We start from the raw sequence: 23,027 nt of genomic DNA, 5'->3' as shown, positions 1-23,027 counted from the left end.
GGCCAAGATTCTGGAAATACCGAATGAACTCCGAAATCGTTTCGAGGACACGTCCATGCCCCGTCTGAAGCAAAAGCGCTACCAGCAGCACCTGATGTTTGCGATGACGATTTATGCAGTCGTCATGGTGTTGGTGTGGCCGCTGGTTCGCACAGTTACCGATGCACCGACGAAATGGCTGCTGGCGTTGGCGCCTTTGCCGCCGATGCTTTACGTCATCGGCCTGATGGCGCGACGTATTCGCGATAGCGACGAGCTGGAGCAGCGCACACACCTCGTCGGATTAGGTGTGGCCACCGGTGTTGTCGGGGCTTTGAGCCTGGCGGGTGGCTTTCTGGCATCGGCGCAGGTCCTGCCACTGGATGGCAGCATCATGATATGGGTTTTCCCGCTGATGATGGCTTGCTACGGCGTGACTCGCTGGTGGGTGGCGCGTCGATACAGCGATGATCTGGGCTGCGATCCAAACGATTCGATGGCCTTGCAATGGCGTCTTGCGATAGCGGCTGCCATGTTCGGTTTCGTTGCGCTGTTTGCCTTTCTGAAACGAGACGCTTTTCACGCGTGCATGTTGCTCGGCATGGCGTCGACCATTGGCGTGGTTGCGCTGGCCCGGGGTGTCATTTATCTGCGCAAACGTCACGCTGAAAGGATGGAGAGCCGAAATGTCCGTTGAGGCGAATGCCCGCCCGTGCATGCCGATGGTCAGGCCTCCTCAATGAATAACCACGTGCGTGAACTACGCGGCGAGCAGGGCTGGTCCCAGGCCGATCTGGCCGAGCGGCTGGATGTTTCCCGGCAGACCATCAATGCCATCGAGACCGGCAAATACGATCCCAGCCTGCCGTTGGCGTTCAAGATCGCGCGATTGTTTGGCCGTTCGATTGAATCCATTTTTATACCGGGTGAGGAGTAGTAGGCATGGCGCTGAAAGGACGTACGCTTTTCCGGATCGGTGTCGTTGCCGTGGGAGTGGGTTTGCTCGCCTGGAATCATTTCCATACGAAGGACGAATCGCCAGCAATCGTCGTTGCGACGCCAGCGACATCAGCGATGCCGGAGCCTCCGGCGAAACCGCGTACATGGCAACTCGGCGCGGTGACGCTTACCGCGTGCGAGCTCGGTCAGCCCAACAGCGGGCTCAGTACGGCGGCTTGGTGCGCCGCGTTTCCGGTAGCGGAAAATCGCGCGGACCCGCACAGCCGCACGATTACGTTGAAGCTGGCCGTGCTGCGTTCCAGCGCTCAGGTGCCGGGCAAGGACATGCTGGTGTTTCTCGCCGGCGGTCCGGGGCAGGCGGCAACCGAAGCGGCCAGCACGGTTGCCTCGGTGCTGCAGCCGCTGCGCACGCATCGCGATGTGCTGTTGCTCGATCAGCGCGGTACCGGTGGCTCCAATGCGCTCAGCTGCAAGGATTCCGATAACGTCACCGCCCAGGACGACGAAGACAGCGATGACGTCAGCAAGATCCGCGGCGCGGCTGCAGTGTGCCTCAAGCAGATCAGCCAACGCGCCGATCCGCGTTACTACACCACCACGGTGGCCGCGCAGGATCTGGAAGACGTGCGCAAAGCGTTCGGCTCACCGACGTTCGACCTGGTCGGTGTCTCGTACGGCACACGCATGGCGCAGCAGTACCTGATGCATTATCCCGATGCCGTGCGCAGCGTGGTGCTGGACAGCGTCGTGCCCAACTCGCTGGCGCTGGGTGAAAGCTTTGCGCAGACGCTGGACGAGGCTTTGAAGCTGCAGTTCGCCCGCTGCACCGCTGAGCCAGCGTGCAAGCAGCGTTTCGGCGATCCGGACCAGACGCTGTATCAGCTGCGCGATGCACTGCGCGCCAACCCGCATCAGGTGAGCTTTCGCGATCCGGAAACCTATCGGACCGTCAAGCGCGTATTGAACGAAAGCTCGCTGGCCAGCGTGGTGCGCATGTTTGCGTACACGCCGCCCACCGCTGCGCTACTGCCCATGTCGATCGATGCGGCGGCACACGGTGATGTGGGCCCGCTGCTGGGTCAGGCCAAGATTCTTTCGGGTGATCTGTCGGAACTGATGGGCAGCGGCATGCAGTATTCGGTGATTTGCAGCGAGGACGCCGACCTGCTGACATCGCGCCCGCAAGACGAGCAGACCATCCTCGGCACGCAAATGGTCGATGCACTGAAGGCCGTGTGCTCGGTTTGGCCAAAAGGCACGCGCCCGGCGGATTTCCACCAGCCGCTGAAAACCGACAAGCCGATCCTGTTGCTCGCCGGTCAGTACGATCCGGTCACGCCGCCGCGCTATGCCGAGGAGGTGGCGAAGGGCTTGCCCAACGCACGCGTGCTGGTGCTCAAGGGCCAGGCGCACAGCGTCATGGCCGCCGGTTGTACGCCGAAGCTGATCAAGAAATTTGTCGAAGATCTCGATCCCAGGGTGCTTGATGCCAAGTGCCTGGACCTGCTGCAACCTACCCCGATATTCATCGATTTCAACGGAGCCACACCGTGATCGAAGTGAAAGATCTGCACAAGGCCTTCGGCGCGGTGAAGGCCGTCGATGGCGTCAGTTTCATAGCTCGTGATGGCGAAATTACGGGCCTGCTCGGGCCCAACGGCGCCGGCAAAACCACCACGTTGCGCATGCTCTACACGCTGATGTCGCCCGATCGCGGCCAGGTATTGGTGGACGGCATCGATGCTGATGTCGATGCATTGGCTGTGCGTCGACAGCTCGGCGTGCTGCCCGATGCGCGCGGCCTCTACAAGCGGCTCACCGCGCGGGAGAACATCGATTATTTCGGGCGACTGCATGGCCTGCCGGAGGATTTGCTGAAGATGCGCCGCGAGGCATTGATCCAGTCGCTCGATATGGGTGACATCGGTGACCGCCGTACTGAAGGCTTTTCGCAAGGCCAGCGGGTGAAAACCGCCATCGCCCGTGCCTTGGTGCACGACCCGCGCAACGTGATTCTGGACGAGCCGACCAACGGTCTGGATGTGATGGCTACCCGCGCATTGCGACAGTTCATGCAGCGGTTGAAGGACGAAGGCCGCTGCGTGCTTTTTTCCAGCCACATCATGCAGGAGGTCGCTGCGCTGTGTGACCGCATCGTGGTGATTGCACGTGGTCGCGTGGTGGCCGACGAATCGCCAGACGCACTGCGTGAGCAGACCGGCGAAGCGAATCTGGAAGATGCATTCGTGAAAATCATCGGCAGCGAAGAGGGGCTGGCTGCATGAATACGCCGAATGTAAAACGCGCCTATCGCAGCCGCGCCTTCATCACCGTGTTTCTGAAGGAAGTGAAGGAAAACCTGCGCGATCGTCGCACCATGATCAGCGCTTTCCTCACCGGCCCGCTGCTGGGTCCGATCTTGTTCGTGATGCTGCTCAACGTCCAGCTTGGCCGTGAGCTGGACAAGGCCGACAAGCCGGTACCGGTGCCGATGATCGGTGCGCAGTACGCACCGAATCTGATCGATGCGCTGAAGGCTGGCGGCGTGGTGCCAGGCGCAGCACTGGCCGATCCTGAAAAAGCGGTGCGCAAGCAGGATGCCGATGTGGTGCTGCGCATTGCCCCCAGCTACGGCAAGGCCTGGCGCGAGGGTCAGCCGGTGCAGGTGGAGATGATTTACGACTCGTCGCAACGCGATGCCAATACCTCGGTAGAACGCGTCAGCCAGCTGGTGGAAAGCTATGCGCGCCAGCAGGGTGCGATGCGGCTGGTGGCACGCGGATTATCGCCAACCACGGCATGGCCACTGGTGGTAGCCAGGCGTGATCAGGCGACGCCGCAATCGCGCGCCGTGCTGATCTTCGCGATGTTGCCGTACTTTTTCATCATCACCATTTTCATGGGAGGCATGTATCTGGCGATCGACCTCACTGCCGGCGAGCGCGAGCGCCAGTCGCTGGAGCCGCTGTTTGCCAATCCGGTGGCGCGCTGGAAAATCTTCAGCGGCAAGCTGGCGGCCATCTGCGTCTTTTCCGCCGCCAGCCTGTTGATCACCCTGGTGGCGTTTGGGGTGGTGGGGCAATTCATACCAGCAGAAAAAATCGGCATGGAGCTGGACCTGGGTGTGCATTTCGCCGCCCACGTGCTGCTGCTGATGCTGCCGGTTCTCGTGTTGTTGGCGGCCTTGCAGTCTCTGGTGGCGGCCTTCGCCAAAACCTATCGCGAGGCGCAGACCTACCTGTCTTTGCTGATGCTGGTGCCGGCGATTCCCAGTCTGGTGCTGGCCATTCTGCCGGTCAGGGCGGAGCCGTGGATGTACGCGGTACCGCTGCTGGGGCAGAACCTTGGCATCATGCAGCTGCTGCGCGGTGATGGCATCGAGTCGATGCAGCTCGGGCTTTGTCTGGCCGGCAGTTTTGCCGCCGCCCTGATCGCTGTGCTGGTGACCATGCAACTCTATCGATCCGAACGGCTGGCGATTTCGACCTGACGCACCGTGATGAATCAACCCGGCGGTTGCGCCAGTTCGCTGGCGCTGAGATAGCCGTCGTGGTTGCGGTCGAGCCGATGAAACTGCCGGCGCAGATTGTCCTGAAACTCGCGTAGCGAGATCGGCCTGCCGCGGCCACCCGGCAGCTCGCTGGATTCCAGAATGCCGTCGCCGTTGGTATCCATGCGGTGAAAGCTGCGGCTCATGTACTCGACGTACTCGGTCTCGCTGATCTTGCCATCGCCATTGCTATCCATCAGCCGCAGGTACTCGCGCGGCGTCTGTGGATAATCCTGCGCCGCGCAGATTGTCGTTGCCAGCAGCAAGCCAGCCACGACAAGAAGTGCTGCGAACTGAAACGTAGATGGACGTCCAAATCGCGCGACGGCTGACACTCAGCGCACGCCGCGGCCGATGCCGATGAACTGCAGAAATTCCATGCGGGTGCGCGCATCATCACGGAACGAGCCCAGCATCTGACTGGTGACCATCGATACGCCGCGCTTGTGCACGCCGCGCGTGCTCATACACTCATGGCTGGCATCGATTACTACCGCCACGCCGGCCGGGTGCAGGTTCTCCTGGATGCACTGGGCGATCTCGGCGGTGAGTTTTTCCTGTACCTGGAAGCGCCGCGCAAAGCCGTCGACCACGCGTGCCAGTTTGCTGATACCAACCACCCGATTGGTCGGTAGATAGCCCACGTGCGCACGACCGATGATCGGCGCCATGTGATGCTCGCAATGGCTCTCGAATTCGATATCGCGCAGCACCACCATCTCGTCATAGCCGGCCACCTCCTTGAAGGTACGCCGCAAATATTCGCCCGGATCGGACAGGTAACCGCTGAACCAGTCGCCGTAGGCCTTGACCACGCGCTTGGGCGTATCCAGCAGGCCTTCGCGGGAGGGATCTTCGCCGGCCCAGCGCAGCAGTGTGCGCACGGCCTCCTCGGCCTGTTCTCGGGTGACGTCGGTGGGTGGCTGCTTGCTCATAGTGGTCCTTGGAACTCAGACAGGCTTGCCAGTGTAGCGGGCCAGTGACATTTGCGATTGACGTTAGCGTGGACAGGCATAAAGCCGCAGCTCTGCCCACGCACGTTGTGTGTTTTACGAAGAAGCATCGGGAAACAAGTGTCGCTCCAGCGCCTCGTAAAGCAGTGTCACCAATAACGCCGCCAGAGCGCCTAGCGTGACCTCGCCCAGGCGAAATAGGGCGAACTGCAGAAACGATCCCTGATGCGGCACCAGCATGATGATGGTGGTGGTGATGCCGCTGATGCGACCGGCCGCGCCGAGATTGCAGGCCCAGCAAAACATCGTACCCAGCATGACCGCCACGATGTAGGCCCAGTAATGATCATGGCCAAGCAGGGCGGCACCGATTCCTATCAGTCCGCCGAAGATGGCGCCGATAAACTGGTCGCGCGACGAGTTGCGCACTTCGGCAAAACTGCTCTGGGTCACCGAGATGGCGGTGATCGCGGCCCAGAACCCCGGCTGCAGTCCTAGCCCCAGCGCGCCAAAGTAGCCAAGGCTTGCCGCGGCGGCGACACGAACTGCCTGGGCAAAACCGACCAGCACCCGCTCACGTCGTGGCAGCGTTTTGCGCAGCCGTTCAAGTTCGGCGGCGAGTGCTCCGAGTCGTCGATGGTGCTTGATCAGTGGGTTGCGCGCGGCACTCATACGGTGCTGTCGTCATCCGCGCCGATACGAGGCTCGCTTGCGTCTTCAATCAAGGTTTCGCCCAGCAGGCTGGCGCTGTCGGTGACCGATAGTGTTTCTACTTCGCGCAGTTTGCGCTCGATCACGCGTGTGCGCTGGCCTGCGCTGTCGATGCTGTTGCGCACGGTGTCGAGCTGCTTGCGGGTCTTGTCCAGCACGATGCCGAACTTACCGAATTCGGTTTTTACTGCGCCGAGAATCTTCCACACCTCGCTGCTGCGCTTGGCGATTGCCAGCGTGCGAAAACCCATCTGCAGGCTGTTGAGCAGCGCGCTCAATGTGGTCGGCCCGGCCACGGTGACGCGATGATCGCGCTGCAGGCTTTCGAACAGGCCGGGGCGCCGGATCACTTCGGCGTAAAGGCCTTCGGTGGGAAGGTAAAGCACCGCGAAATCGGTGGTGTGCGGCGGTGACACGTATTTGCTCTGGATGCGCTTTGCTTCATCGCGCACGCGATTTTCCAGTGCTCGTCCGGCCGTGTTGGCGGCCTCGATATCGGCGGCCTCCTGCGCGTCGAGCAGGCGCTGGTAATCCTCGACCGGAAACTTCGCATCGATGGGCAGATAGACGTGCTCGCCTTCCTCCTGTCCCGGCATGCGGATCGCGAACTCGACACGGTCGTTGGTGCCCGGCACGGTGATCACGTTGGAGGCATATTGCTCGGCGGTCAGCATGTCTTCGAGCAGCGCACCGAGCTGCACTTCGCCGAAGGTGCCGCGCTTTTTGACGTTGGTCAGCACGCGCTTCAGATCGCCGACGCCAATAGCCAGGTTCTGCATTTCGCCAAGGCCACGCTGCACCGCTTCGAGGCGATCGGAGACCAGTTTGAACGATTGCCCGAGCCGCGTTTCCAGCGTCGACTGCAGCTTTTCGTCGACGGTTGCACGCATCTGTTCGAGTTTGGCCGCGTTATCTTGCTGGATCGCACTGAGCTTGGCTTCCAGCGTGGCGCGCACTTCGCCCATGCGCTTTTCGTTATCGGCTGTGAGTGCGGCGAGGCGCAACTGCTGTTGCTCACCGAAGTGGTTGAGCGCAAGCGTGAGTTCTTCGCGGCTCTTGCGCGCATCCTCGGCCAGTCGCATGGCTAGTGACTGCAGGCCGGCATCGGTGCGTTCGGTGAGTAGGTTGAGGCGCTGGCCGAAGTCGTCGATGCGTGCCAGCTGCTGCTGGCTGATGCCGACGAGCTGCTCGCCGACATGGCCGCGGAAGCGGTCGAAACCCTGCTGAAGCTCGTCGCGTCCTGAGCGCTGTTCTTCGCGCAACGTGCGCTGCAAGCGCTCTCCATCGTCCTTCAGCGCATCCAGTCGCAGGTTGAGTCCTGCATCCGCGTGGCCGCGTCGCAGCGTGATAACTTGCAGCACGATCATCACCAGCACGGCGAGGAGCAGAACGATCAGCAGTATTTCAGCAACAGACATGGGGCATTCCAGCAAAGGCTAGCCATCAGTTTACGCGCTGGCGACTCAAGCGCTGCGACGACCACCCGCCCGCAGGCGGCGACGCAGGTAGCGCAAGGTGAGCTGCTCGAGCTGGCGGGCGTGATGCGCCGCGTTGGCAGGGATGGCGCGCTGCAGGTCGCCGTCCTGCCAGCCTTGGATGATCAGTGGGTGGATGTAGGAGGCGCGGCATACGGCCGGCGTGTTGCCGAGCGTAGCGGCGACTTCCTTGATGGCCGCAGTCAGTGCGGAGCGTATCGTACGCTCCCCGCCTTTTTCCGGCAGCGGCGTGCGGGCAAGCACGCCGGCGGCCTGCACCGTGCCGCCCCAGGTGCGGAAATCCTTTGCCGTGAACTCGCCGCCACTGGTGTTGCGCAGGTAATCGTTGACCATCTCCGAATCCACCGGCTGGCGTTTGCCGCCCTCGTCGAGATACTGAAACAGGCGTTGCCCCGGCAGCTGCTGCATACGATGGATAATTTTCGCCAAACGCCTGTCGTCCAGCTCAAGCTCGCGCTGCTGGCCGCTCTTGCCGCGAAATTCGAAACGCAGCCGCCCGCGATGCAGGCGCACATGGCGCGAGCGCAGCGTGGTGAGTCCGAAGCTCTTGTTGTCGCGCGCATAGCGATCGTTACCAATGCGGATCAGCGTTTCGTCGAGCAACCGCACGATCAGTGCCAGCACTTTCTCTTCGGGCAGACCGGGCTGCGCGAGGTCGCTGCGCACGCGTCGTCGAAGCTTCGGCAGCACATCGCCGAACTCGAGCACCCGATCGAACTTGCCGTGATCGCGCATCGCACGCCAGCGCTCGTGGTAGCGGTACTGCTTGCGCGCGCGGGCATCTCTCCCTGTGGCCTGCAGATGCCCGTTGGGGTTGGTGCAGATCCACACATCGACATAGGCCGGTGGAATTGCCAGCCCGCGGATGCGCGCGAGTACTTCTTCGTCGGTAATACGCAGCCCCTTGGCATCGAGGTAACCGAAGCCCTTGCCGCGACGCTGGCGCGCAATGCCTGGCTGATCGTCGCTGACGTAGCGTAGGCCGGCAGCGCGTACTTCGCTGCGCAGCACGGGGTCGATTTCAGGAGCGATTTGGCGTTGGCTCATGCCAGCAGTGTGGACTTACGCGGTCAAACTGGCGTGCACGCGGATCTCGACAGAGGCCCTTCGCTCCGTTTATCGTCAGCGCAGGAGTGGCGCAGGCAGGAAGTTCTGCCGCCGCTACTCCGACGTCGCTCGGACGGTTCCGGGCGCTTACGTACAACGAGGCTGTCATGACCGAGCAGGGTTTCTCGCGCCGTTTCGAGCGCATCGAACGTCTTCCCCCCTATGTCTTCAACATCACCGCTGAGCTGAAAATGGCGGCGCGGCGCCGCGGCGAGGACATCGTCGATCTCAGCATGGGCAACCCGGATGGCCCCACGCCGCCGCATATCGTCGAGAAGCTGTGCACCGTGGCGCAGCGCCCGGATACACACGGCTATTCCACATCGAAGGGCATACCGCGCCTGCGCCGCGCCATCACGCGTTGGTATGGCGAGCGTTACGGCGTGGAGATCGATCCGGAAAGCGAAGCCATCGTCACCATCGGCTCGAAGGAAGGCCTGGCGCATCTGATGCTGGCCACGCTGGATCGAGGCGATACGGTGCTGGTACCCAACCCCAGTTACCCGATCCACATCTACGGCGCGGTGATCGCCGGTGCACAGATTCGCTCGATACCGATGGCACCGGGCATCAATTTTTTTGCCGAGCTTGAGCGCGGCATCCGCGAGAGCATCCCCAAGCCGAAGATGATGATCCTCGGTTTTCCATCAAACCCCACCGCGCAGTGCGTGGAGCTGGATTTCTTCGAACGGGTGGTCGCCCTGGCCAAGCAGTACGACGTACTGGTGGTGCACGATCTGGCCTATGCCGATATCGTCTACGACGGCTGGAAGGCACCATCGATCATGCAGGTGCCCGGCGCCAAGGACATCGCGGTGGAGTTTTTCACCCTGTCCAAGAGCTACAACATGGCCGGCTGGCGCATCGGTTTCATGGTGGGCAACGCCGAGCTGGTCAACGCGCTGGCGCGGATCAAGAGCTATCACGACTACGGCACGTTTACACCGCTGCAGGTCGCTGCCATCGCTGCACTGGAAGGCGACCAGCAGTGCGTGCGCGATATCGCCGCGAACTATCAGCAGCGTCGCGATGTACTGGTCAAGGGCCTGCATGAAATCGGCTGGATGGTCGAGGTGCCGAAAGCCTCGATGTACGTCTGGGCGAAAATTCCCGAGCCGTATGCGAAGCTCGATTCGCTGGCGTTCGCCAAGAAGCTGCTGGCCGATGCCAAGGTATCGGTGTCGCCGGGCATTGGTTTCGGCGACTACGGCGATGACTACGTGCGCTTTGCCCTGATCGAGAATCAGGACCGGATTCGCCAGGCGCTGCGTGGCATCAAGGGGATGTTCCGGGCAGACGGTTTGCTGCCGCCGGCTTCGGCAAAAGCAAAGGTATCGCCGTCGGTGTAGTGGCAGGTTCCCAGGAGCGAAACGTGTTATCTCAATGATGCGTTCCGCCACCGGTCGAATCGATCGATGGCGGAACTTGCCGGCGAATGCCAAACCAGACGACAACCGAAGCGGTGACCAGCAGTCCACTGGAAAGCCACGCGGCCGCATGCATGCCGGGCACGATGTGAAGATCCCCGCCGGTTACCAGCGCACCAAACGCGGCGACGCCGATGGCGCCGCCCGCCTGTCGGGCGGCGTTGAGCACGGCTGATGCAGTGCCCGACCAGGTTTTTTCGACGCTGGCCAGGATCGCCGTCGTCATCGCCGGTACGCCCAGTCCCATGCCGCTGGGGATCATCACGAACGGTGCGAGCATCGCCAGATAGCTGCTATGCGCATCCAGTCGCGTGAGCAGGGCAAAGCCGCAGGCACCGATCAGCGCGCCCAGCAGCATCGGCAGGCGGCTACCGTAATGGCCGACCATCCAGCCACTGATCAGATTGGCCACCACAAACGTGGCAGTCAGCGGCAGAAAGGCCAGCCCTGCCTGCGTGGCGGTGTAGCGACATATGTGCTGCAGATACAGGCTGAGGATGAAAATCAGGCCGTAGTAGGTCAGGTTCACCGCGATACCGAACAGCACCGCCGGGCTGAAATTCGGCAGGTGGAAAAAGCTTAGCGGCAGCATCGGTTGCGTCACTCTACCTTCGACGCGCACGAACAACACGGTGCTGATCACCGCCAGCGCGAATCCACCCAATACCAACGGATGGCGGATACCGAGCGGCCCGATCTCGATCACCGCGGCGGTGAGGCAAGTCAGTGCGGCGATTGCCAGCAGCTGTCCACCCAGGTCCAGATGCTGCTGTGGTTTGCGCGGTGTTTCGGCGACACGCAGGGTCATCAGCATGCCGATCATGCATAGCGGCAGATTCACGAAAAAGATGCTGCGCCAGCCGAGCCAGCTCAACAGCAGCCCGCCAACAATCGGGCCGGCGGCGATGGAAACACCGGCGGCAGCCGTCCATAGACCGATGGCCTTTGCTCGCAATTTTGCATCGTGCGCGCAAGCATGGTTGAGCAGCGCCAGCGACGGGGGCACCAACAACGCTGCGCCGATGCCTTGCACGGCGCGCGCCGCGATCAGCTGGGTTGCCGTCTGCGCCGCGCCGCAGGCCGCAGACGCCAGCGCAAAACCGGCCAGGCCGATCAGGTAGGCACGCTTGGCGCCCAGTCGGTCACCCATCACGCCGGCTGACAGCAGCAGCACGGCGAACACCAGGCTGTAGGCATCCACCACCCATTGCAGGCCGGGCACGCTGGCGGTCAGATCAATGCTCAGTCGCGGCAGCGCCACGTTGACGATGGTGACGTCCAGCTGCACTACGGCGAAGCCGAAGCTCGCCGCAACAATGGTCCAGGCGATGGACGTCTGTCTGCTGCTGGAGATTGAGTTCACGGGTCAGTTCCAAACGGTGAAGCGGGTCTACGTATCATCGGGCCAGTTTGCGTCGATCGGTGTCGCGCGGCTCACATCACCTTGCAAATCACCGCTTTCAGATAGCGGCCTTCCGGTACGTCGGTACGGAACGGATGGTCGGCGCCGGCGCCACGTACCTCAAGAACCTGGATCTCGCGCCCGGCGTTCAGCGCCACGCGGCGAAGCATTTCGAGGAAATCCGCTTCGCTGACCAGTCCGGTGCAAGAGCAGGTCAGCAGGATGCCGCCGGGTGCGATCGCGTCCATCGCCATGCGGTTCATCGCGAAATATTTCTTCAGCGCATCGAACACCTTGCTGCGGTCGCGGGTGAGCTTGGCCGGGTCGAGGATCACTGCGTTGTACTGCTCGCCACGCGCCACCGCGGCACGTACCCAGTCGAAGATGTCGGCCTGTTCGAAGTTCACGGTGACGTTGTTGGCGGCGGCGTTGGCGCGGGCGACTTCCAGGATGCCCGCATCCAGATCCACACCGGTGGCCGACAGTGCGCCAGCGGCCATGGCATGCACTGCGAAACCGCCGGCGTTGCAGCACAGATCCAGCACGCGCTTGCCGCGCGCCAGTTCGGCAAAGCGGCGGCGGTTGTCGCGCTGGTCGGCGAAGAAACCGGTTTTGTGGCCCGAACCCGGTGCGGCGTGGAAGCGCAGCTTGTGTTCATGCACTTCCACGGCTTCGGGCACGTCGCCGCTGCGACAATCGAATGACTCCTGCTTCTGCACATGCGATTCGGCAAACCAGTACAGCCGTGCGCCTGGGAAATGCGTGAGCAACGCAGCGTGGATCGCCTCGCGGAAACGCCACATGCCGGCAGCGAAATATTCGATTACCAGAATGTCGGCGTAGCGATCGACGATAAGGCCGGACAAGCCGTCGCCTTCGCTGTGCACCACGCGCCAGGCATCGCTGACGTGGTCGATCTGCAGCAATTCGCGACGCAGCGTTACCGCGTGGTCGATGCGCCTGGCGATCCAGTCGGCATCGATCGTTTCGGTTTCGTCGTTGCTCAGAAGTCGCAACGCGATGCGCGCATGGCCATTCCAGAAGCCGCGCCCGACGAAGCGGCCCTTGGCATCCTGTACTTCGACCACACTGCCCGGTGGCAGTCGTGCTTCGGGCTTGTAGATCTGCGCTGACCATACCCAGGGGTGGCCGGGGTTTCGGTCGGACTTCAGACGGATCACGGGAAGAGTGGCGGGGGGACTAGCTTGGTCAACGGGCGTATTCATCCACGCATGATAGCGTGTGAGCGCAAACCACCGGCATGGGCAGTCGCCCGGTGTGCTCAGGGGCTGCCGTTATCGAGTGTCGCTTCGGTATGGCCGTGCGGCGATGGCTGATCGTCCAGGCCCATGTTGACGAAGACGATTTTGTCGATGGTGAGAATGCTCTTGTGGGTCACCATGTTGCGCACCTCGCAACGCAAAGTGATCGAGGTGCGGCCGAAGCGGGTGGCGTTGATGCCCATCTCGATCACGTCACCCTGACGCGCCGAGCTGACGAAGTTGATCTCCGACATGTACTTGGTCACCACGCGGCTGTTGCCCAGCTGGGCGATCACGTACACCGCCGCCTCCTCGTCGATCCAGCGCAGCAGGCTGCCACCAAAAAGCGTGCCGTTGGGATTGAGATCTTCGGGCTTCACCCATTTGCGGGTGCGGAAATTCATCGGCAGCATGTCTATTTCACGTTCGCTGGGCAAATCAGGAGAGTTCAGCTTATCTATTTGCCGTGGACTCGTCGTTGAGCTCAATCTGCTTTGAGCACGGCCAGTTCATTGCCGTTGGGATCAGCGAAATGAAAGCGGCGGCCACCGGGAAAACCGAAAATCGGCTTCACGATGATTCCGCCTGCCGATGTTACGGCGGCCAGCGCCGTCTCCAGATCATCCACCGCGATTACCGGTAGCGGCGCGCGCGACGCTTCAGCCATATCGCCCTGCAGGCCGGTATCGACATCGCCTGTCATCGTGCACGCGTAACTCGGGCCAAAGTCGGTCAGCTCCCAGGCGAAGACTTTCGTATAGAACTGCTTGGCGGCGTGCAGGTCGGCGGCAGGGAGTTCGATGAAACTGATGCGGGCCATTGGCGTGCCTCGGTTGGAATGGATGAACTCGGTGTGTATCAGGCCGGACAGATACTGGTGGCAAAGCGAGATGCCGATCAGCGCAAGCGCAGTGCCAGCCATGACAGCAGCGCCAGCAGGTTGAGGCCGATACGCGAAGTGCCCGGACCGGCCAGCGCCAACTGAAACCCCTGGATGCCGAAGCGCCAGTCGAGACCCAGATGCGGCGGCATGTGCAGGGTGGAAAATACGTTGACGAAGGCGCCGCAGGACAGCGCATAACTGAACACCGAGGTGGCGATCAGCGGCAGCTGCAGCAGTTGAGCCCAGCGCGAAAACGTGATGCCGCGTTCGCTGTTGTCCAGCAACAACACGCCGGCGACCAGTACAAAGGCGAACAGGGCCAGCTCGATCAGCGCAAAGATGCTTTCGTGAGTCGAGCCCAGCGGCAGCAGTCGACGCAGCGCGGCTACGACGCCGTAAAAGCCACCGGCAATTTCAAGGATGCCGATCAGGCGGAAAAGAACAAGGCGCATGCGGAACTCCGAAAGGGGTGCGAAGAGTGGCAGAAAAAGCCGATGTTGCGGAAGCGTCGGCGCAGGCTGGTTTGCCGACGGTCATGCCAACTCATCAGCCAGTTCGTGCAGATCGGCGATGTGCTGCTCCCACCAGCGCGATTCGGCGGCGAAGGGAAACGCCGTAGGAAACGCGGGATCGTGCCAGCGCGCGGCGATCCAGCCGGCATAGTGCATCTGTCGCATGGCGCGCAGCACGGGAATCAGGATCAGTTCGTCGTCGTTGAAATCCCGAAACTGTCGATAGCCTTCAAGCATCGCATCCATCGTGTGCGCATCGCCGGCGAGCATCCACAGATCTTGCACCGCCGGTCCCATACGAGCGTCGTCCAGATCGACGAAATGCGGGCCGTCGTCGGTCCACAGCACGTTGCCGGGGTGGCAGTCGCCGTGCAGGCGCAGCTGGCGCAGTGGGCCGATCGCCGACTGCCGCTGTGCGATCGCGGCATCGAGCCGATCGGCGGCGGCGCGGTAGTGGCTTTGTAGTGATGTAGGCAGCAGCGATGAACCGAGCACGGCCTGCATTGACTGCCGCACCATCGTGTCGCGATCAAGTGTGCCGCGATGGTCGAACGGCTGGCGCGCACCGACGGCATGCATGCGCGCGATCAGCCGGCCCAGCCATTGCAGCTGATCGGGCGAGTCCAGCGTCGGCGCACGACCGCCACGGCGGGGTGTGAGTGCGTAGCGAAAGCCGTTGTGCAGCAGCAGCGTGCGATCGGCGAAAACAAGCGGTGCAACCACAGGCAGCTCGGCCGCGGCCAGTTCGAGGGTGAAAGCGTGTTCCTCGACAATCGCCGCATTGCTCCAGCGGTTGGGCCGATAAAACTTGGCGATCACTGGTTGTGACGGCTCCACTCCCACCCGTTCTAGCCCTACCTGCCACACGCGGTTTTCGTAACTGTTGAGCGCCAGCAGACGACCGTCGGTCCACAGCCCGCAGGCACCAACGGCATCGAGTATGCAGTCGGGGCTGAGCGTGGCGTAGGGCGCTTCCTGGTTCAAAACGGGCTCACAGTAGATGTGCTCATTTCACATTCGTCCCGATGACACGTGCTGGCACTACCGCCATGGTCAGTCGCGAAACGCATACCAGCGCGCCGTCTTCGTTCTCGATGCGGATTTCCCACACCTGGGTGGTGCGCCCCAGGTGCAACGGTCGGGCAGTGCCGGTGACGATGCCGCTGCGTACGCCGCGGATGTGGTTGGCGTTGATGTCGAGGCCGACAGTAAGTTCTTTTTCCGGGTCCAGCGTGAGCATCGCCGCGCTGCTGCCCAGTGTTTCGGCCAGCAGCACCGAGGCGCCGCCGTGCAGCAGGCCGAACGGCTGGTGCGTGCGATGGTCTACCGGCATCGTGCCCTGCAGCCAGTCGTCGCCGACCGCGGTAAAGCGGATGCCCAGCACCTCCATGGCAGTGTTGGTATTCCAGCCGTTGATGCGATCGAGGTCGGTGTTCTGCTTCCAGATAGGCGTGATGGGTGTGGTCATCGTTGATTCCTGCGAGTCGAACCACCATTGTTGTCCGCTGTCACCGCCGCGACAATGCATCAGGAAAATCCCGGGTGTTTACTGCCACGATCAAATCCTCCGGCCGCCAGTTTTCCGTGGCGACCGACGAGCCCGTACTGGAAGCGGCGCAACGTGCCGGCATCGCGCTGCCGTACTCCTGTCGTTCTGGTGTCTGCGGTAGCTGCAAGGCTACCTTGCTGTCTGGTGAATGTGCCTACACGCACAATCCGCCGGTAGCATTGACTGCGAATGACAAGGCCCATCACGCGGTGCTGCTGTGTCAGGCCACGGCAACCAGCGATCTGCTGCTGGACGTGCGTGAAGTCACCTCGGTGGAAGCCATCGCAAAACGTCAGCTCGATGTCATCGTGGCCGCGAAATGGCAGCTGGCCAGTGATGCTGTTGGGCTGCATCTGATGCCGGCAGCGGGCGAAACCGCACTCAACTGGGTGCCAGGTCAATACCTGGATGTGGTTTTGGACAACGGCAAACACCGGCCGTTTTCCATCGCCAACGGCCCGCAGGCGGACGGCATGATCGAACTGCACGTGCGCCAGGCGGTCGGCGGCGGCTTTACCTCGTGGGTTTACGAAAGCTTGAAGGTCGGCGATCGGCTGCGCATCGAGGGACCGCTAGGTACCTTCGTGCCGCGCGAGGATTCCGAACGGCCGATGATCTTCATGGCCGGTGGTACCGGTTTTGCGCCGATCAAAGCGATCGTCGAGCACTTCATTGCGCTGGGCACACGCCGGCCGATGCACGTCTACTGGGGAGCCCGCAGTGCAGCCGATATCTACATGCCCGCGCTGGCCGAGAGCTGGATGCGCGTGGCGCCGAATCTGCACTTCCATGCTGTGGTGTCCGATTCGGAACAGGCCGGAGGATTGCGTAGCGGGCTGGTGCACGAGGTAGTGCTGGCAGATCAGCCTGATCTATCCGACTACGACGTCTACATGAGCGGACCACCGGCGATGATCGAAGCCGGTCATCAGCTGTTTCTCGATGCCGGGTTACCCGAGGATCGGCTCTACTACGACTCGTTCGAATACGCGCCCGATGTGCTGGCGCAGATTCTCAACGGCCGGGCGGGGATTCATCACCTCTAGAGCGCCAGGTCAGTGCACGGACGGGTTCAGCTTGTGGATGCCGAACTTCGCTATCTACGAGGGCTTGCCGGCAACGCTCTTGTGACAAGTTTGACAAGAGCGCGTTGTCTATTTCTTGCCTTTGGCAAGAGGCAACTGCGCCTGCTGCCATGCCAGCACACCGCCGCCCAGGGTATAGACCTTGGCAAAGCCGGCCTTGACCAGCTGCTGAGAAGCTTTGATCGAGTTGCCGCGCCCATCCTTGTCCATCACCACCACCGGTAGTTCGCGCGCCTTGGCCAGATCCTTGTTTTCGGGATCGAACTGGCTCATCAGCACGTGCTTCGCGCCGGGGACGTGCATTTTCTCGAAGTCGAGCAGGGCCGACAGATCGACCAGCAGCGGACTCTCGCGGTTGATCAGCAAAGTCAGGCCGGCAGGTGTCAGTACCTGGGTCTTGCTGAAGAGTTCGGCGATCTGCATGACGATCAACGCCAGCAGCAGGATCGCGAACAGCGCTGACAGCGCCGCGTGGTTGCCGATAAATTCGGGCAGCTTGTGCAGAAAATCGTTCATCTGTGTTCCACAGGCGTGCTGGGCACGCCTATCCGGGTAAACTGTCGATTATACGGGCTGCGTGGGGTCGGCAGGCAGCCGACCCGTCAATCGCGCTACTGCTGCGTGATATCCGGCAGTCCGCTGGTCAACCACCAGTGCTTGCTGGCTTCGTCGTAGCGCCAGGTCTGGTGATCGACGATGCTGCGCTCGAACTGCGTGTTGATGTTGACCAGTCCGATATGCACGGTCTGCTCGACCTGATTTTCTCCGGCCGGTAACGGTCCGTTGCCCTCGTCGTATTGACTGACCTTGACCTGCTTGTAGCGCGCCAGATCGAGCGCTGTCAGTGGGTGATCGGCGCGTATCTTCGGGTCGAGAAACATTGCCGCGCTCTGAAAATCGTCCCAGCGCAGCACGTTGGCGTAGGCGTTCAGGGTTGCAGTCAGCGTGTCGCTACGCTTTTGCGAGGCGCAACCGGCCAGCAGAAGCATGGAGGCAATGGCGAGAATGCTCAGTATACGGCGCATGGATGCTTGCCTCGGTCAGTGGCGGCTGGGTTCGGAATGGATCGATAAAGCGGTCGATCTATTCTGCCCCAAGCGATTGCCGGCGTCTGTTAGAGCCTGTTTACGATCTCCGCGTGGCCCGCGTCGGGAGTGGTTTGCGCGCAGGCCAAGGAAGAAGGAGGGAGTGTACGTCGGTACACGACCGAGTGATGACGCCGGCATGGGTGCAAACCGACCCGGCCCGAAGGGTTGAGTCGTGGCGGCCGCCCGGCGGCCGCGCTCGCACCGAGAAAGGTGTAGACCACGCACCATTACCGCATGACCGCCACGGCACAACGCGGGCTGCGTGGAGATCGTAAACAGACTCTTAAGCCATCCGCCGTTTGGCGACGAAGCGTGCGCACAAGGTGGCCGCTGGCTTGCCATGTTCGCCAGGCACCATGCAAATCACTTCGATACGCGCCTTGCCGCGGGCATCCAATGTGCGAAAGAAAGTGGCCCAGTCGGCGTGCGTGGACAGCTTTGCCTCGCTGCGGAAATCCCGCACCACCGGCGCCAGATAATGCACGCTGGACTCACCCACGAACAGATCGCAGTCCTCGCCACGCTGGCGCAGCGCCAGTTCCACCAGCGCCCAGCCGTTCAGTGTCATCACGCTGACCAGGCTGCCGCCAAATGCGCTGCCCTTGTCGTTCACGTTCGGCGCGAGTGGTGCCAGCAGGGTGAGATGGCCTTCATCGCAGTCGCCCAGTCGGATGTCCATCGCCAGCGCCATGGGAATTTCATCGCGCATGAACTGCACCAGCTTCTTTGCTTGCCTGGCCAGGTTCTGCGTTGGGAGTTCGATGGTGCTCACGTTGATCAACAGTCCGTGGAATGGGTGAATACCCAATTGTAGGTAGGTAGCTACACTTACGGCTAATGGCAACGACCGGATGCGATGCGTAGATGCAGCGGCAAATTCCCGCAGGCGGCAAGAATCTGGGCGGCCGTACCGTGGTGATCACCCGCCCCGCCGGCACCGCCGCCGCACTGGCGCGAAAAATACGCGCCCATGGTGGCATGCCGATGCTGTTACCGGGGTTGTCATTACGCAAGGTCGCCGATGAAGCCAGCGCCCGCCTCGGTCTAGAGAAAGCGTTGACGGATGACGTGCTGATTTTCACCAGCCCAGCCGCGGTGCGTTTCGCGGCGGCGCTGTCAACGCTGAAAACATCAGCGATCACGCTGACCGTTGGACAAAGTACAGCGCGTGCGCTTCAAAGGCACGGTATCAGCGCAGCGCTGGTGCCGTCGCGTCAGGATAGCGAGGGCCTGCTCGATCATCCCGCGTTGCGCGATTTGCGGGATCGCCGCGTTGCCTTGATCGGCGCGCCCGGCGGTCGCGGCCTGTTGGGTGAACAACTGAGGGCACGCGGTGCGCAGTTGCGTGAAGTGCACGTTTACCAACGTGCGGCACCACGGCTCGATCGTCGCCACGTCGATGCGCTGCTGCAGTTGCCCGTTTCGGCGCTGGTGCTTCTATCCAGTGCCGAAGCCTTGAATCATCTTTGCCATCGATTGCCGCCGCCGGCGCTTGCCAGGTTGTTTGCGGCAACGGCTGTGGTCAGCAGCGAGCGGTTGGCCGTGGCAGCGCGCGCAGCGGGTTTTGGCTGCATCGCGCAAGCCGCGTCGGCACTCTCGGCTGATCTGCTCGATGCGGCTTCGCGTGCTGGCTGATTGTGTCCGCCTGATTTCATCGGCGTCCTTCACAAGGACTTGCTACGACCCTGAACACCGGGGCTGGTAGCATGGTTCAGAGATCAATACAGACAAACCGAGTGAGAACGCCGTGCCCGAGAGCATTCGCCCCGATTCAACGCCAGCCGATCCGAAGCCAGCCGATCAGAGCCCGACAAGACCGGCGCGTCCCACACCGGTGAAACACGAGCCGAGCCCGCGCGGCGGCACGCTCGCCTTGGCCTTGCTGTTGGCGCTGATCGCACTGGGTGCTTCAGGTTACGTCGGTTGGCGCCAGTGGGAGCAGGCGCAGGTCAGCACGGTCGATAGCAGCAACCTCGCCTCGCTGCAGCAGCGGGTGGGCGCGCTGGAAACCACGCTCTCAGGCGTCAGCGGTGAGCGCACCAGCCTCAACCAGCGCCTCAGCGATGCCGACCAAGTCAACCGTTCGCTGCGCGAGGAGCTGTTGGGTCAGGCTGACCGTACGCGCAATCTCGAAGATGCGGTGGCGAAACTGGCCGAGAAGAGTCTGTCCGGTCAGGATGGCATGCTGCTCGACGAAACCGAATCGCTGCTGCGCATGGCCAGCGAGCGCTACACGCTGTTCCACGACGCGCAGGGTGCGGCGGCGGCCTATACGCTGGCCGATCAGACGCTGGCTGGGGTCAATGACGGCACGTTCTCCAGCCTGCGCCAAAGCATTGCCGCCGAGCGTGACGCCCTGGCCAAGAGCCAGCCCGCGAGCCAGGCCAGTTCGCTGCAGGAGCTGACCGAGCTGCGCTCCGATCTCGCCACGCTGCCACTGAAGGCATTGGACAGCCCATCCACGACGGTGCAAACGCAAACGGTCTGGCAACGTATCAAACAGGCGCTGGCCAGTGTGGTCAGCGTGCAGCGCTCCAACGGTGCGCCGCTGGCGGTGGCTGATGCGCGCTTCGCACGCGAGCTGGCATCGCTCGACCTGGCGCAGGCGCAGAGCGCGCTGCTGGCTTATGACGCCAACGCCTATGCGGCCGCCTTGCAGCGCGTCGATGTGGCGTTGTCGACTCAGTTCGATAGCAATAACCCCGACGTGCAGCAGGCGCGCGTCACGCTCAAGCAGCTTGGTGCGGCACTGCCGCCGAGCCCCCCGGTGCATTTGGGCGCTGCGCTGAGCGAATTGCGTAATCTGCGCACCGTGCATGCATTGAAGCCCGAGTCCGCCGGCGCTGCCCCAACCCCGTCGAGCAGCAGTGCAGCACCGGCCAACGGAGCCAAGCCATGAAGCTGTGGCGCTGGATTCTGCTATTGCTGGTGATCGCCGCGTTGGTGGCTTTTGGCTGGCATTGGGCCGCCAACGATCCCGGCTATGTCTACGTGCAAATACATGGCTGGTATGCCGAGAGAACCGTCGTTACCGCTGTACTTACGCTGCTGCTGTTCTGGGCCGTGCTCAGCGGGTTGTGGTGGTTGATTCGCTGGCCGTTCGGCGCGTTTTCGCGGCGCCATCGGCGCGTGAGCCGCCAGCGCATGAGCGATGGTCTGATCGCGCTGGCCGAAGGTCGTCACGGCGATGCCGAGCGCGATCTCAACCGTGCATCGCGGCTGGACAGTTTTCGTGGCGCTGCCTTGCTGGCTTCCGCCGAAGCCGCGTCGCGTCGCGGCGAACACGCTCGTGCACTCGAAGCACTGGATCATGCATCGCAGTCTGCGCCGCAGGCAGCTCGCGTGTTGCGTGCCCGTGTGTTGCGGCGCGAAGGCAAGCCTGGCGAGGCGGTAGCGTTGCTTGCGCCCGAGTCGGACAGCGGCAGTCTCAGCCCCGGCGGCTGGCGCGAACTCGCGCTGTCGGCGCTGGCCAGCGGTGATCTGCGCCGTGCGCGCCAGGCGCTGGAGCCGTTGCAGAAAAGCGCCGCGTTCGGCACTCGCGCCTACAACGCGCTGGAATCGAAAGTGCTGGTTGCCACGCTCAACGCATCGCCCGATGGCGCCGTACTCAACACGCTGTGGTCGCAGTTGCCCAAGGCACAGCGCCGCGTGCCTGTCATCATCGACGCCTACGCGCGGCGCGCCGCGGGTTTTGGATTGATCCTGCCGGCGATGGACGAAGTCGAATCGGCGCTGCGCCGCGAATGGTCGCCGCTCCTGATCGAAACCTACGGCACGCTCGGCAACAACGATATCGACGCACGCCTGCGCCGCGCCGAAGGCTGGCTCGACGCCCACCCCAACGACGCCAGCCTGCTGCTCACCCTGGGCCGCATGTGCCTGCGCCTCAAGCTGTGGAGCAAGGCACAAACCTATCTGCAGCGCGTGCTCGCGCTAGCGCCCAGCGCATCGGTGTGGGAGGCGCTGGGCGATTTGCACGCTGGCCAAGGCAACGATGCGCTCGCCAGTCGCTGCTACCGAAACGCGCTGGCGTCCGCACGTGGCGAGGCGATCGAACCGCTGCCACTGAATCCACAGACCGGCAGTGTGGATACACGTCCGATCACGATTGAAGAGCGCAGCGAGCTTGGGGTGCCGCGGCTGCGGGAGTGAGTGCGAATGTCCTGAATAGTAAAATGTCTGCTTTCAACCCAAGCGGACGTAACAGCTAATGGGAGAGAAAAGATGCGTTGGCAGTTGGCGTGTATTCCATTGTTGTTCTTCACTACCGTCTCATTGGCCTTTGCTCAAAAGCTGCATGGCTTGGAGCTCGTTTATACCAGGAACGATACAGTTTGCGATGGTCTTGGGAAGATGCTTCGTTCCGACATGCATTGCCGCCCTTTAGACGACACTTCCTGCGGACCATCCAAAGCTTCAGGGCTTGGGGCTTACCCCGGTGATTCCTATAAGCAGATAGCGGTTAACGAGTACGGCTATACGGAAATCGCTTTGCCGACCGTCCCTCCAAAAAACGGCGTGGCCATTGTTTACGTGGAAGAGTTTCAGGGCGATCACCGTGCCCGATTAATGGAGGCATGGAAGATTACTGACACGGATCTCCAGCATGTACTTGCGCTTCCTCCAGGCCCCATGGTAGGAAAGAATGGTTCGCAGATAAGCGTAGCGAAGGAGACGAACTCTGCGGCTTTTTCAGCGATGCTTGGCCACGGTCAAAAAGTTGCAAATGAATGGTCGCCAGTGGTTCCGTTTGGTGAGGCCCAGTTTCTAATAAGTAGGGAGTGCGAACGTTCCAGCGAAGGTTGGAGCTACGGGATGCACGTGTGTCCGAAGATCACGGCCATTTCCGTCTATGAAATCAATTCTCATCAGCCCGCGCTGCAGTGCAAATTTCGTCCACGAAATACTGCACGGGATGACAAGAATAAGAAATAGAGAAGCAGACCTTCAAAAGGCGTTCGCTAGCAGCCGAGGCTGTGTGAAAACAACTAGCCACATGGTGTCGCTATCCTAACCTGACTTGGTGAGTGGATTCGGGCATGAAGCGATTCGTCGAAGGTGTT

The 23,027-nt window shown here is 62.0% G+C and carries 26 protein-coding genes; 11 read left to right on the top strand and 15 right to left on the bottom strand.

The window, feature by feature from the left end; translation table 11 throughout:
- Positions 1–55 precede the first annotated feature (55 nt).
- The 5 genes from HDE80_RS15045 to HDE80_RS15025 are packed head-to-tail and all read left to right on the top strand — an operon-like array spanning position 56 to position 4,429.
- Positions 56–676, top strand: coding sequence for a hypothetical protein (locus HDE80_RS15045; protein ID WP_184672234.1), 621 nt, complete (start codon positions 56–58; stop codon positions 674–676).
- Between the two features lie 42 nt (positions 677–718).
- Positions 719–916 carry a helix-turn-helix transcriptional regulator gene (locus HDE80_RS15040; RefSeq protein ID WP_184672233.1) on the top strand — a complete coding sequence of 66 codons (198 nt, stop codon included), beginning with the start codon at positions 719–721 and terminating at the stop codon, positions 914–916.
- 5 nt (positions 917–921) lie between these two features.
- A complete protein-coding gene (locus HDE80_RS15035; protein ID WP_184672231.1) occupies positions 922–2,493 on the top strand; it encodes an alpha/beta hydrolase in 1,572 nt (523 codons plus the stop codon).
- A complete protein-coding gene (locus HDE80_RS15030; RefSeq protein WP_184672229.1) occupies positions 2,490–3,224 on the top strand; it encodes an ATP-binding cassette domain-containing protein in 735 nt (244 codons plus the stop codon). Before HDE80_RS15035 ends, HDE80_RS15030 begins: the two co-directional genes overlap by 4 nt.
- Positions 3,221–4,429, top strand: a complete 1,209-nt coding sequence (locus tag HDE80_RS15025) for an ABC transporter permease (RefSeq protein ID WP_184672228.1) — start codon at positions 3,221–3,223, stop codon at positions 4,427–4,429. Before HDE80_RS15030 ends, HDE80_RS15025 begins: the two co-directional genes overlap by 4 nt.
- A gap of 14 nt (positions 4,430–4,443) precedes the next feature.
- On the opposite strand, the gene HDE80_RS15020 is transcribed toward HDE80_RS15025, so the two are convergent.
- The 5 genes from HDE80_RS15020 to HDE80_RS15000 form a co-directional block, all read right to left on the bottom strand.
- The gene (locus HDE80_RS15020; protein ID WP_345776461.1) at positions 4,444–4,764 is read right to left on the bottom strand and encodes a hypothetical protein; all 321 of its coding nucleotides are present in this window, start codon (positions 4,762–4,764) and stop codon (positions 4,444–4,446) included.
- 60 nt (positions 4,765–4,824) lie between these two features.
- Complete coding sequence (gene folE, locus HDE80_RS15015; protein ID WP_184602626.1) at positions 4,825–5,424, bottom strand: GTP cyclohydrolase I FolE; 600 nt, start codon at positions 5,422–5,424, stop codon at positions 4,825–4,827.
- Positions 5,425–5,538: 114 nt separating this feature from the next.
- On the bottom strand, positions 5,539–6,114 hold the full coding sequence (locus tag HDE80_RS15010; protein ID WP_184672226.1) for an FUSC family protein: 576 nt from the start codon (positions 6,112–6,114) through the stop codon (positions 5,539–5,541).
- Entirely contained in the window at positions 6,111–7,571 is a 1,461-nt protein-coding gene (rmuC, locus tag HDE80_RS15005; RefSeq protein WP_184672224.1) for a DNA recombination protein RmuC, read from the bottom strand. Before rmuC ends, HDE80_RS15010 begins: the two co-directional genes overlap by 4 nt.
- Positions 7,572–7,616: 45 nt before the next feature.
- The gene (locus HDE80_RS15000; protein WP_184672222.1) at positions 7,617–8,696 is read right to left on the bottom strand and encodes a DNA topoisomerase IB; all 1,080 of its coding nucleotides are present in this window, start codon (positions 8,694–8,696) and stop codon (positions 7,617–7,619) included.
- A gap of 167 nt (positions 8,697–8,863) precedes the next feature.
- Between HDE80_RS15000 and alaC the strand changes: the two genes are divergently transcribed.
- Positions 8,864–10,105, top strand: coding sequence for an alanine transaminase (gene alaC, locus HDE80_RS14995; protein ID WP_184672220.1), 1,242 nt, complete (start codon positions 8,864–8,866; stop codon positions 10,103–10,105).
- Between the two features lie 31 nt (positions 10,106–10,136).
- Here alaC and HDE80_RS14990 read toward each other — a convergent pair whose 3' ends face one another.
- From HDE80_RS14990 to HDE80_RS14960, 7 genes are all read right to left on the bottom strand, one after another.
- Positions 10,137–11,546: an MFS transporter gene (locus HDE80_RS14990; protein ID WP_221437616.1), complete on the bottom strand. Its 1,410-nt coding sequence runs from the start codon at positions 11,544–11,546 to the stop codon at positions 10,137–10,139.
- Positions 11,547–11,617: 71 nt separating this feature from the next.
- Entirely contained in the window at positions 11,618–12,811 is a 1,194-nt protein-coding gene (locus HDE80_RS14985; RefSeq protein WP_184672218.1) for a class I SAM-dependent rRNA methyltransferase, read from the bottom strand.
- Positions 12,812–12,867: 56 nt separating this feature from the next.
- The gene (locus HDE80_RS14980) at positions 12,868–13,251 is read right to left on the bottom strand and encodes a hotdog domain-containing protein (RefSeq protein ID WP_184602621.1); all 384 of its coding nucleotides are present in this window, start codon (positions 13,249–13,251) and stop codon (positions 12,868–12,870) included.
- An 80-nt stretch (positions 13,252–13,331) separates the two neighbouring features.
- Entirely contained in the window at positions 13,332–13,769 is a 438-nt protein-coding gene (locus tag HDE80_RS14975) for a VOC family protein (protein ID WP_255483816.1), read from the bottom strand.
- Positions 13,745–14,182 carry a hypothetical protein gene (locus tag HDE80_RS14970; RefSeq protein ID WP_184672216.1) on the bottom strand — a complete coding sequence of 146 codons (438 nt, stop codon included), beginning with the start codon at positions 14,180–14,182 and terminating at the stop codon, positions 13,745–13,747. The genes HDE80_RS14975 and HDE80_RS14970 overlap by 25 nt, the downstream gene beginning before the upstream one ends.
- A gap of 81 nt (positions 14,183–14,263) precedes the next feature.
- A complete protein-coding gene (locus HDE80_RS14965) occupies positions 14,264–15,226 on the bottom strand; it encodes a serine/threonine protein kinase (protein WP_184672214.1) in 963 nt (320 codons plus the stop codon).
- A 22-nt stretch (positions 15,227–15,248) separates the two neighbouring features.
- A complete protein-coding gene (locus HDE80_RS14960; protein ID WP_184672212.1) occupies positions 15,249–15,710 on the bottom strand; it encodes a hotdog fold thioesterase in 462 nt (153 codons plus the stop codon).
- Between the two features lie 74 nt (positions 15,711–15,784).
- On the opposite strand from HDE80_RS14960, the gene HDE80_RS14955 reads away from it, so the two are divergent.
- On the top strand, positions 15,785–16,837 hold the full coding sequence (locus HDE80_RS14955) for a 2Fe-2S iron-sulfur cluster-binding protein (protein ID WP_184602616.1): 1,053 nt from the start codon (positions 15,785–15,787) through the stop codon (positions 16,835–16,837).
- Between the two features lie 108 nt (positions 16,838–16,945).
- Here the strand turns inward: HDE80_RS14955 and HDE80_RS14950 are convergent, their stop codons facing one another.
- The 3 genes from HDE80_RS14950 to HDE80_RS14940 all read right to left on the bottom strand — a co-directional run bounded on the left by HDE80_RS14950 (position 16,946) and on the right by HDE80_RS14940 (position 18,727).
- Complete coding sequence (locus HDE80_RS14950; RefSeq protein ID WP_184602615.1) at positions 16,946–17,392, bottom strand: rhodanese-like domain-containing protein; 447 nt, start codon at positions 17,390–17,392, stop codon at positions 16,946–16,948.
- A 95-nt stretch (positions 17,393–17,487) separates the two neighbouring features.
- Positions 17,488–17,901: a hypothetical protein gene (locus HDE80_RS14945; protein WP_184672210.1), complete on the bottom strand. Its 414-nt coding sequence runs from the start codon at positions 17,899–17,901 to the stop codon at positions 17,488–17,490.
- A gap of 346 nt (positions 17,902–18,247) precedes the next feature.
- Positions 18,248–18,727, bottom strand: coding sequence for a YiiD C-terminal domain-containing protein (locus tag HDE80_RS14940; protein WP_184672594.1), 480 nt, complete (start codon positions 18,725–18,727; stop codon positions 18,248–18,250).
- 101 nt (positions 18,728–18,828) lie between these two features.
- Between HDE80_RS14940 and HDE80_RS14935 the strand changes: the two genes are divergently transcribed.
- The 4 genes from HDE80_RS14935 (at position 18,829) to HDE80_RS14920 (ending at position 22,899) form a co-directional block, all read left to right on the top strand.
- Positions 18,829–19,599: a uroporphyrinogen-III synthase gene (locus tag HDE80_RS14935; protein WP_184672208.1), complete on the top strand. Its 771-nt coding sequence runs from the start codon at positions 18,829–18,831 to the stop codon at positions 19,597–19,599.
- A 112-nt stretch (positions 19,600–19,711) separates the two neighbouring features.
- Positions 19,712–20,863 (top strand): uroporphyrinogen-III C-methyltransferase, encoded by a 1,152-nt coding sequence (locus HDE80_RS14930; RefSeq protein ID WP_345776460.1) that lies wholly within the window; start codon positions 19,712–19,714, stop codon positions 20,861–20,863.
- A complete protein-coding gene (locus HDE80_RS14925; protein WP_184672206.1) occupies positions 20,860–22,116 on the top strand; it encodes a heme biosynthesis HemY N-terminal domain-containing protein in 1,257 nt (418 codons plus the stop codon). Before HDE80_RS14930 ends, HDE80_RS14925 begins: the two co-directional genes overlap by 4 nt.
- 72 nt (positions 22,117–22,188) lie before the next feature.
- On the top strand, positions 22,189–22,899 hold the full coding sequence (locus HDE80_RS14920; protein ID WP_184672204.1) for a hypothetical protein: 711 nt from the start codon (positions 22,189–22,191) through the stop codon (positions 22,897–22,899).
- Positions 22,900–23,027 lie beyond the last annotated feature (128 nt).

This window comes from Rhodanobacter sp. A1T4 (assembly GCF_014207185.1).
Taxonomy (GTDB): Bacteria; Pseudomonadota; Gammaproteobacteria; order Xanthomonadales; family Rhodanobacteraceae; genus Rhodanobacter.
The sequence above is the reverse complement of the archived record's forward strand: the minus strand, read 5'-3'. Positions and strand labels throughout refer to the sequence as shown.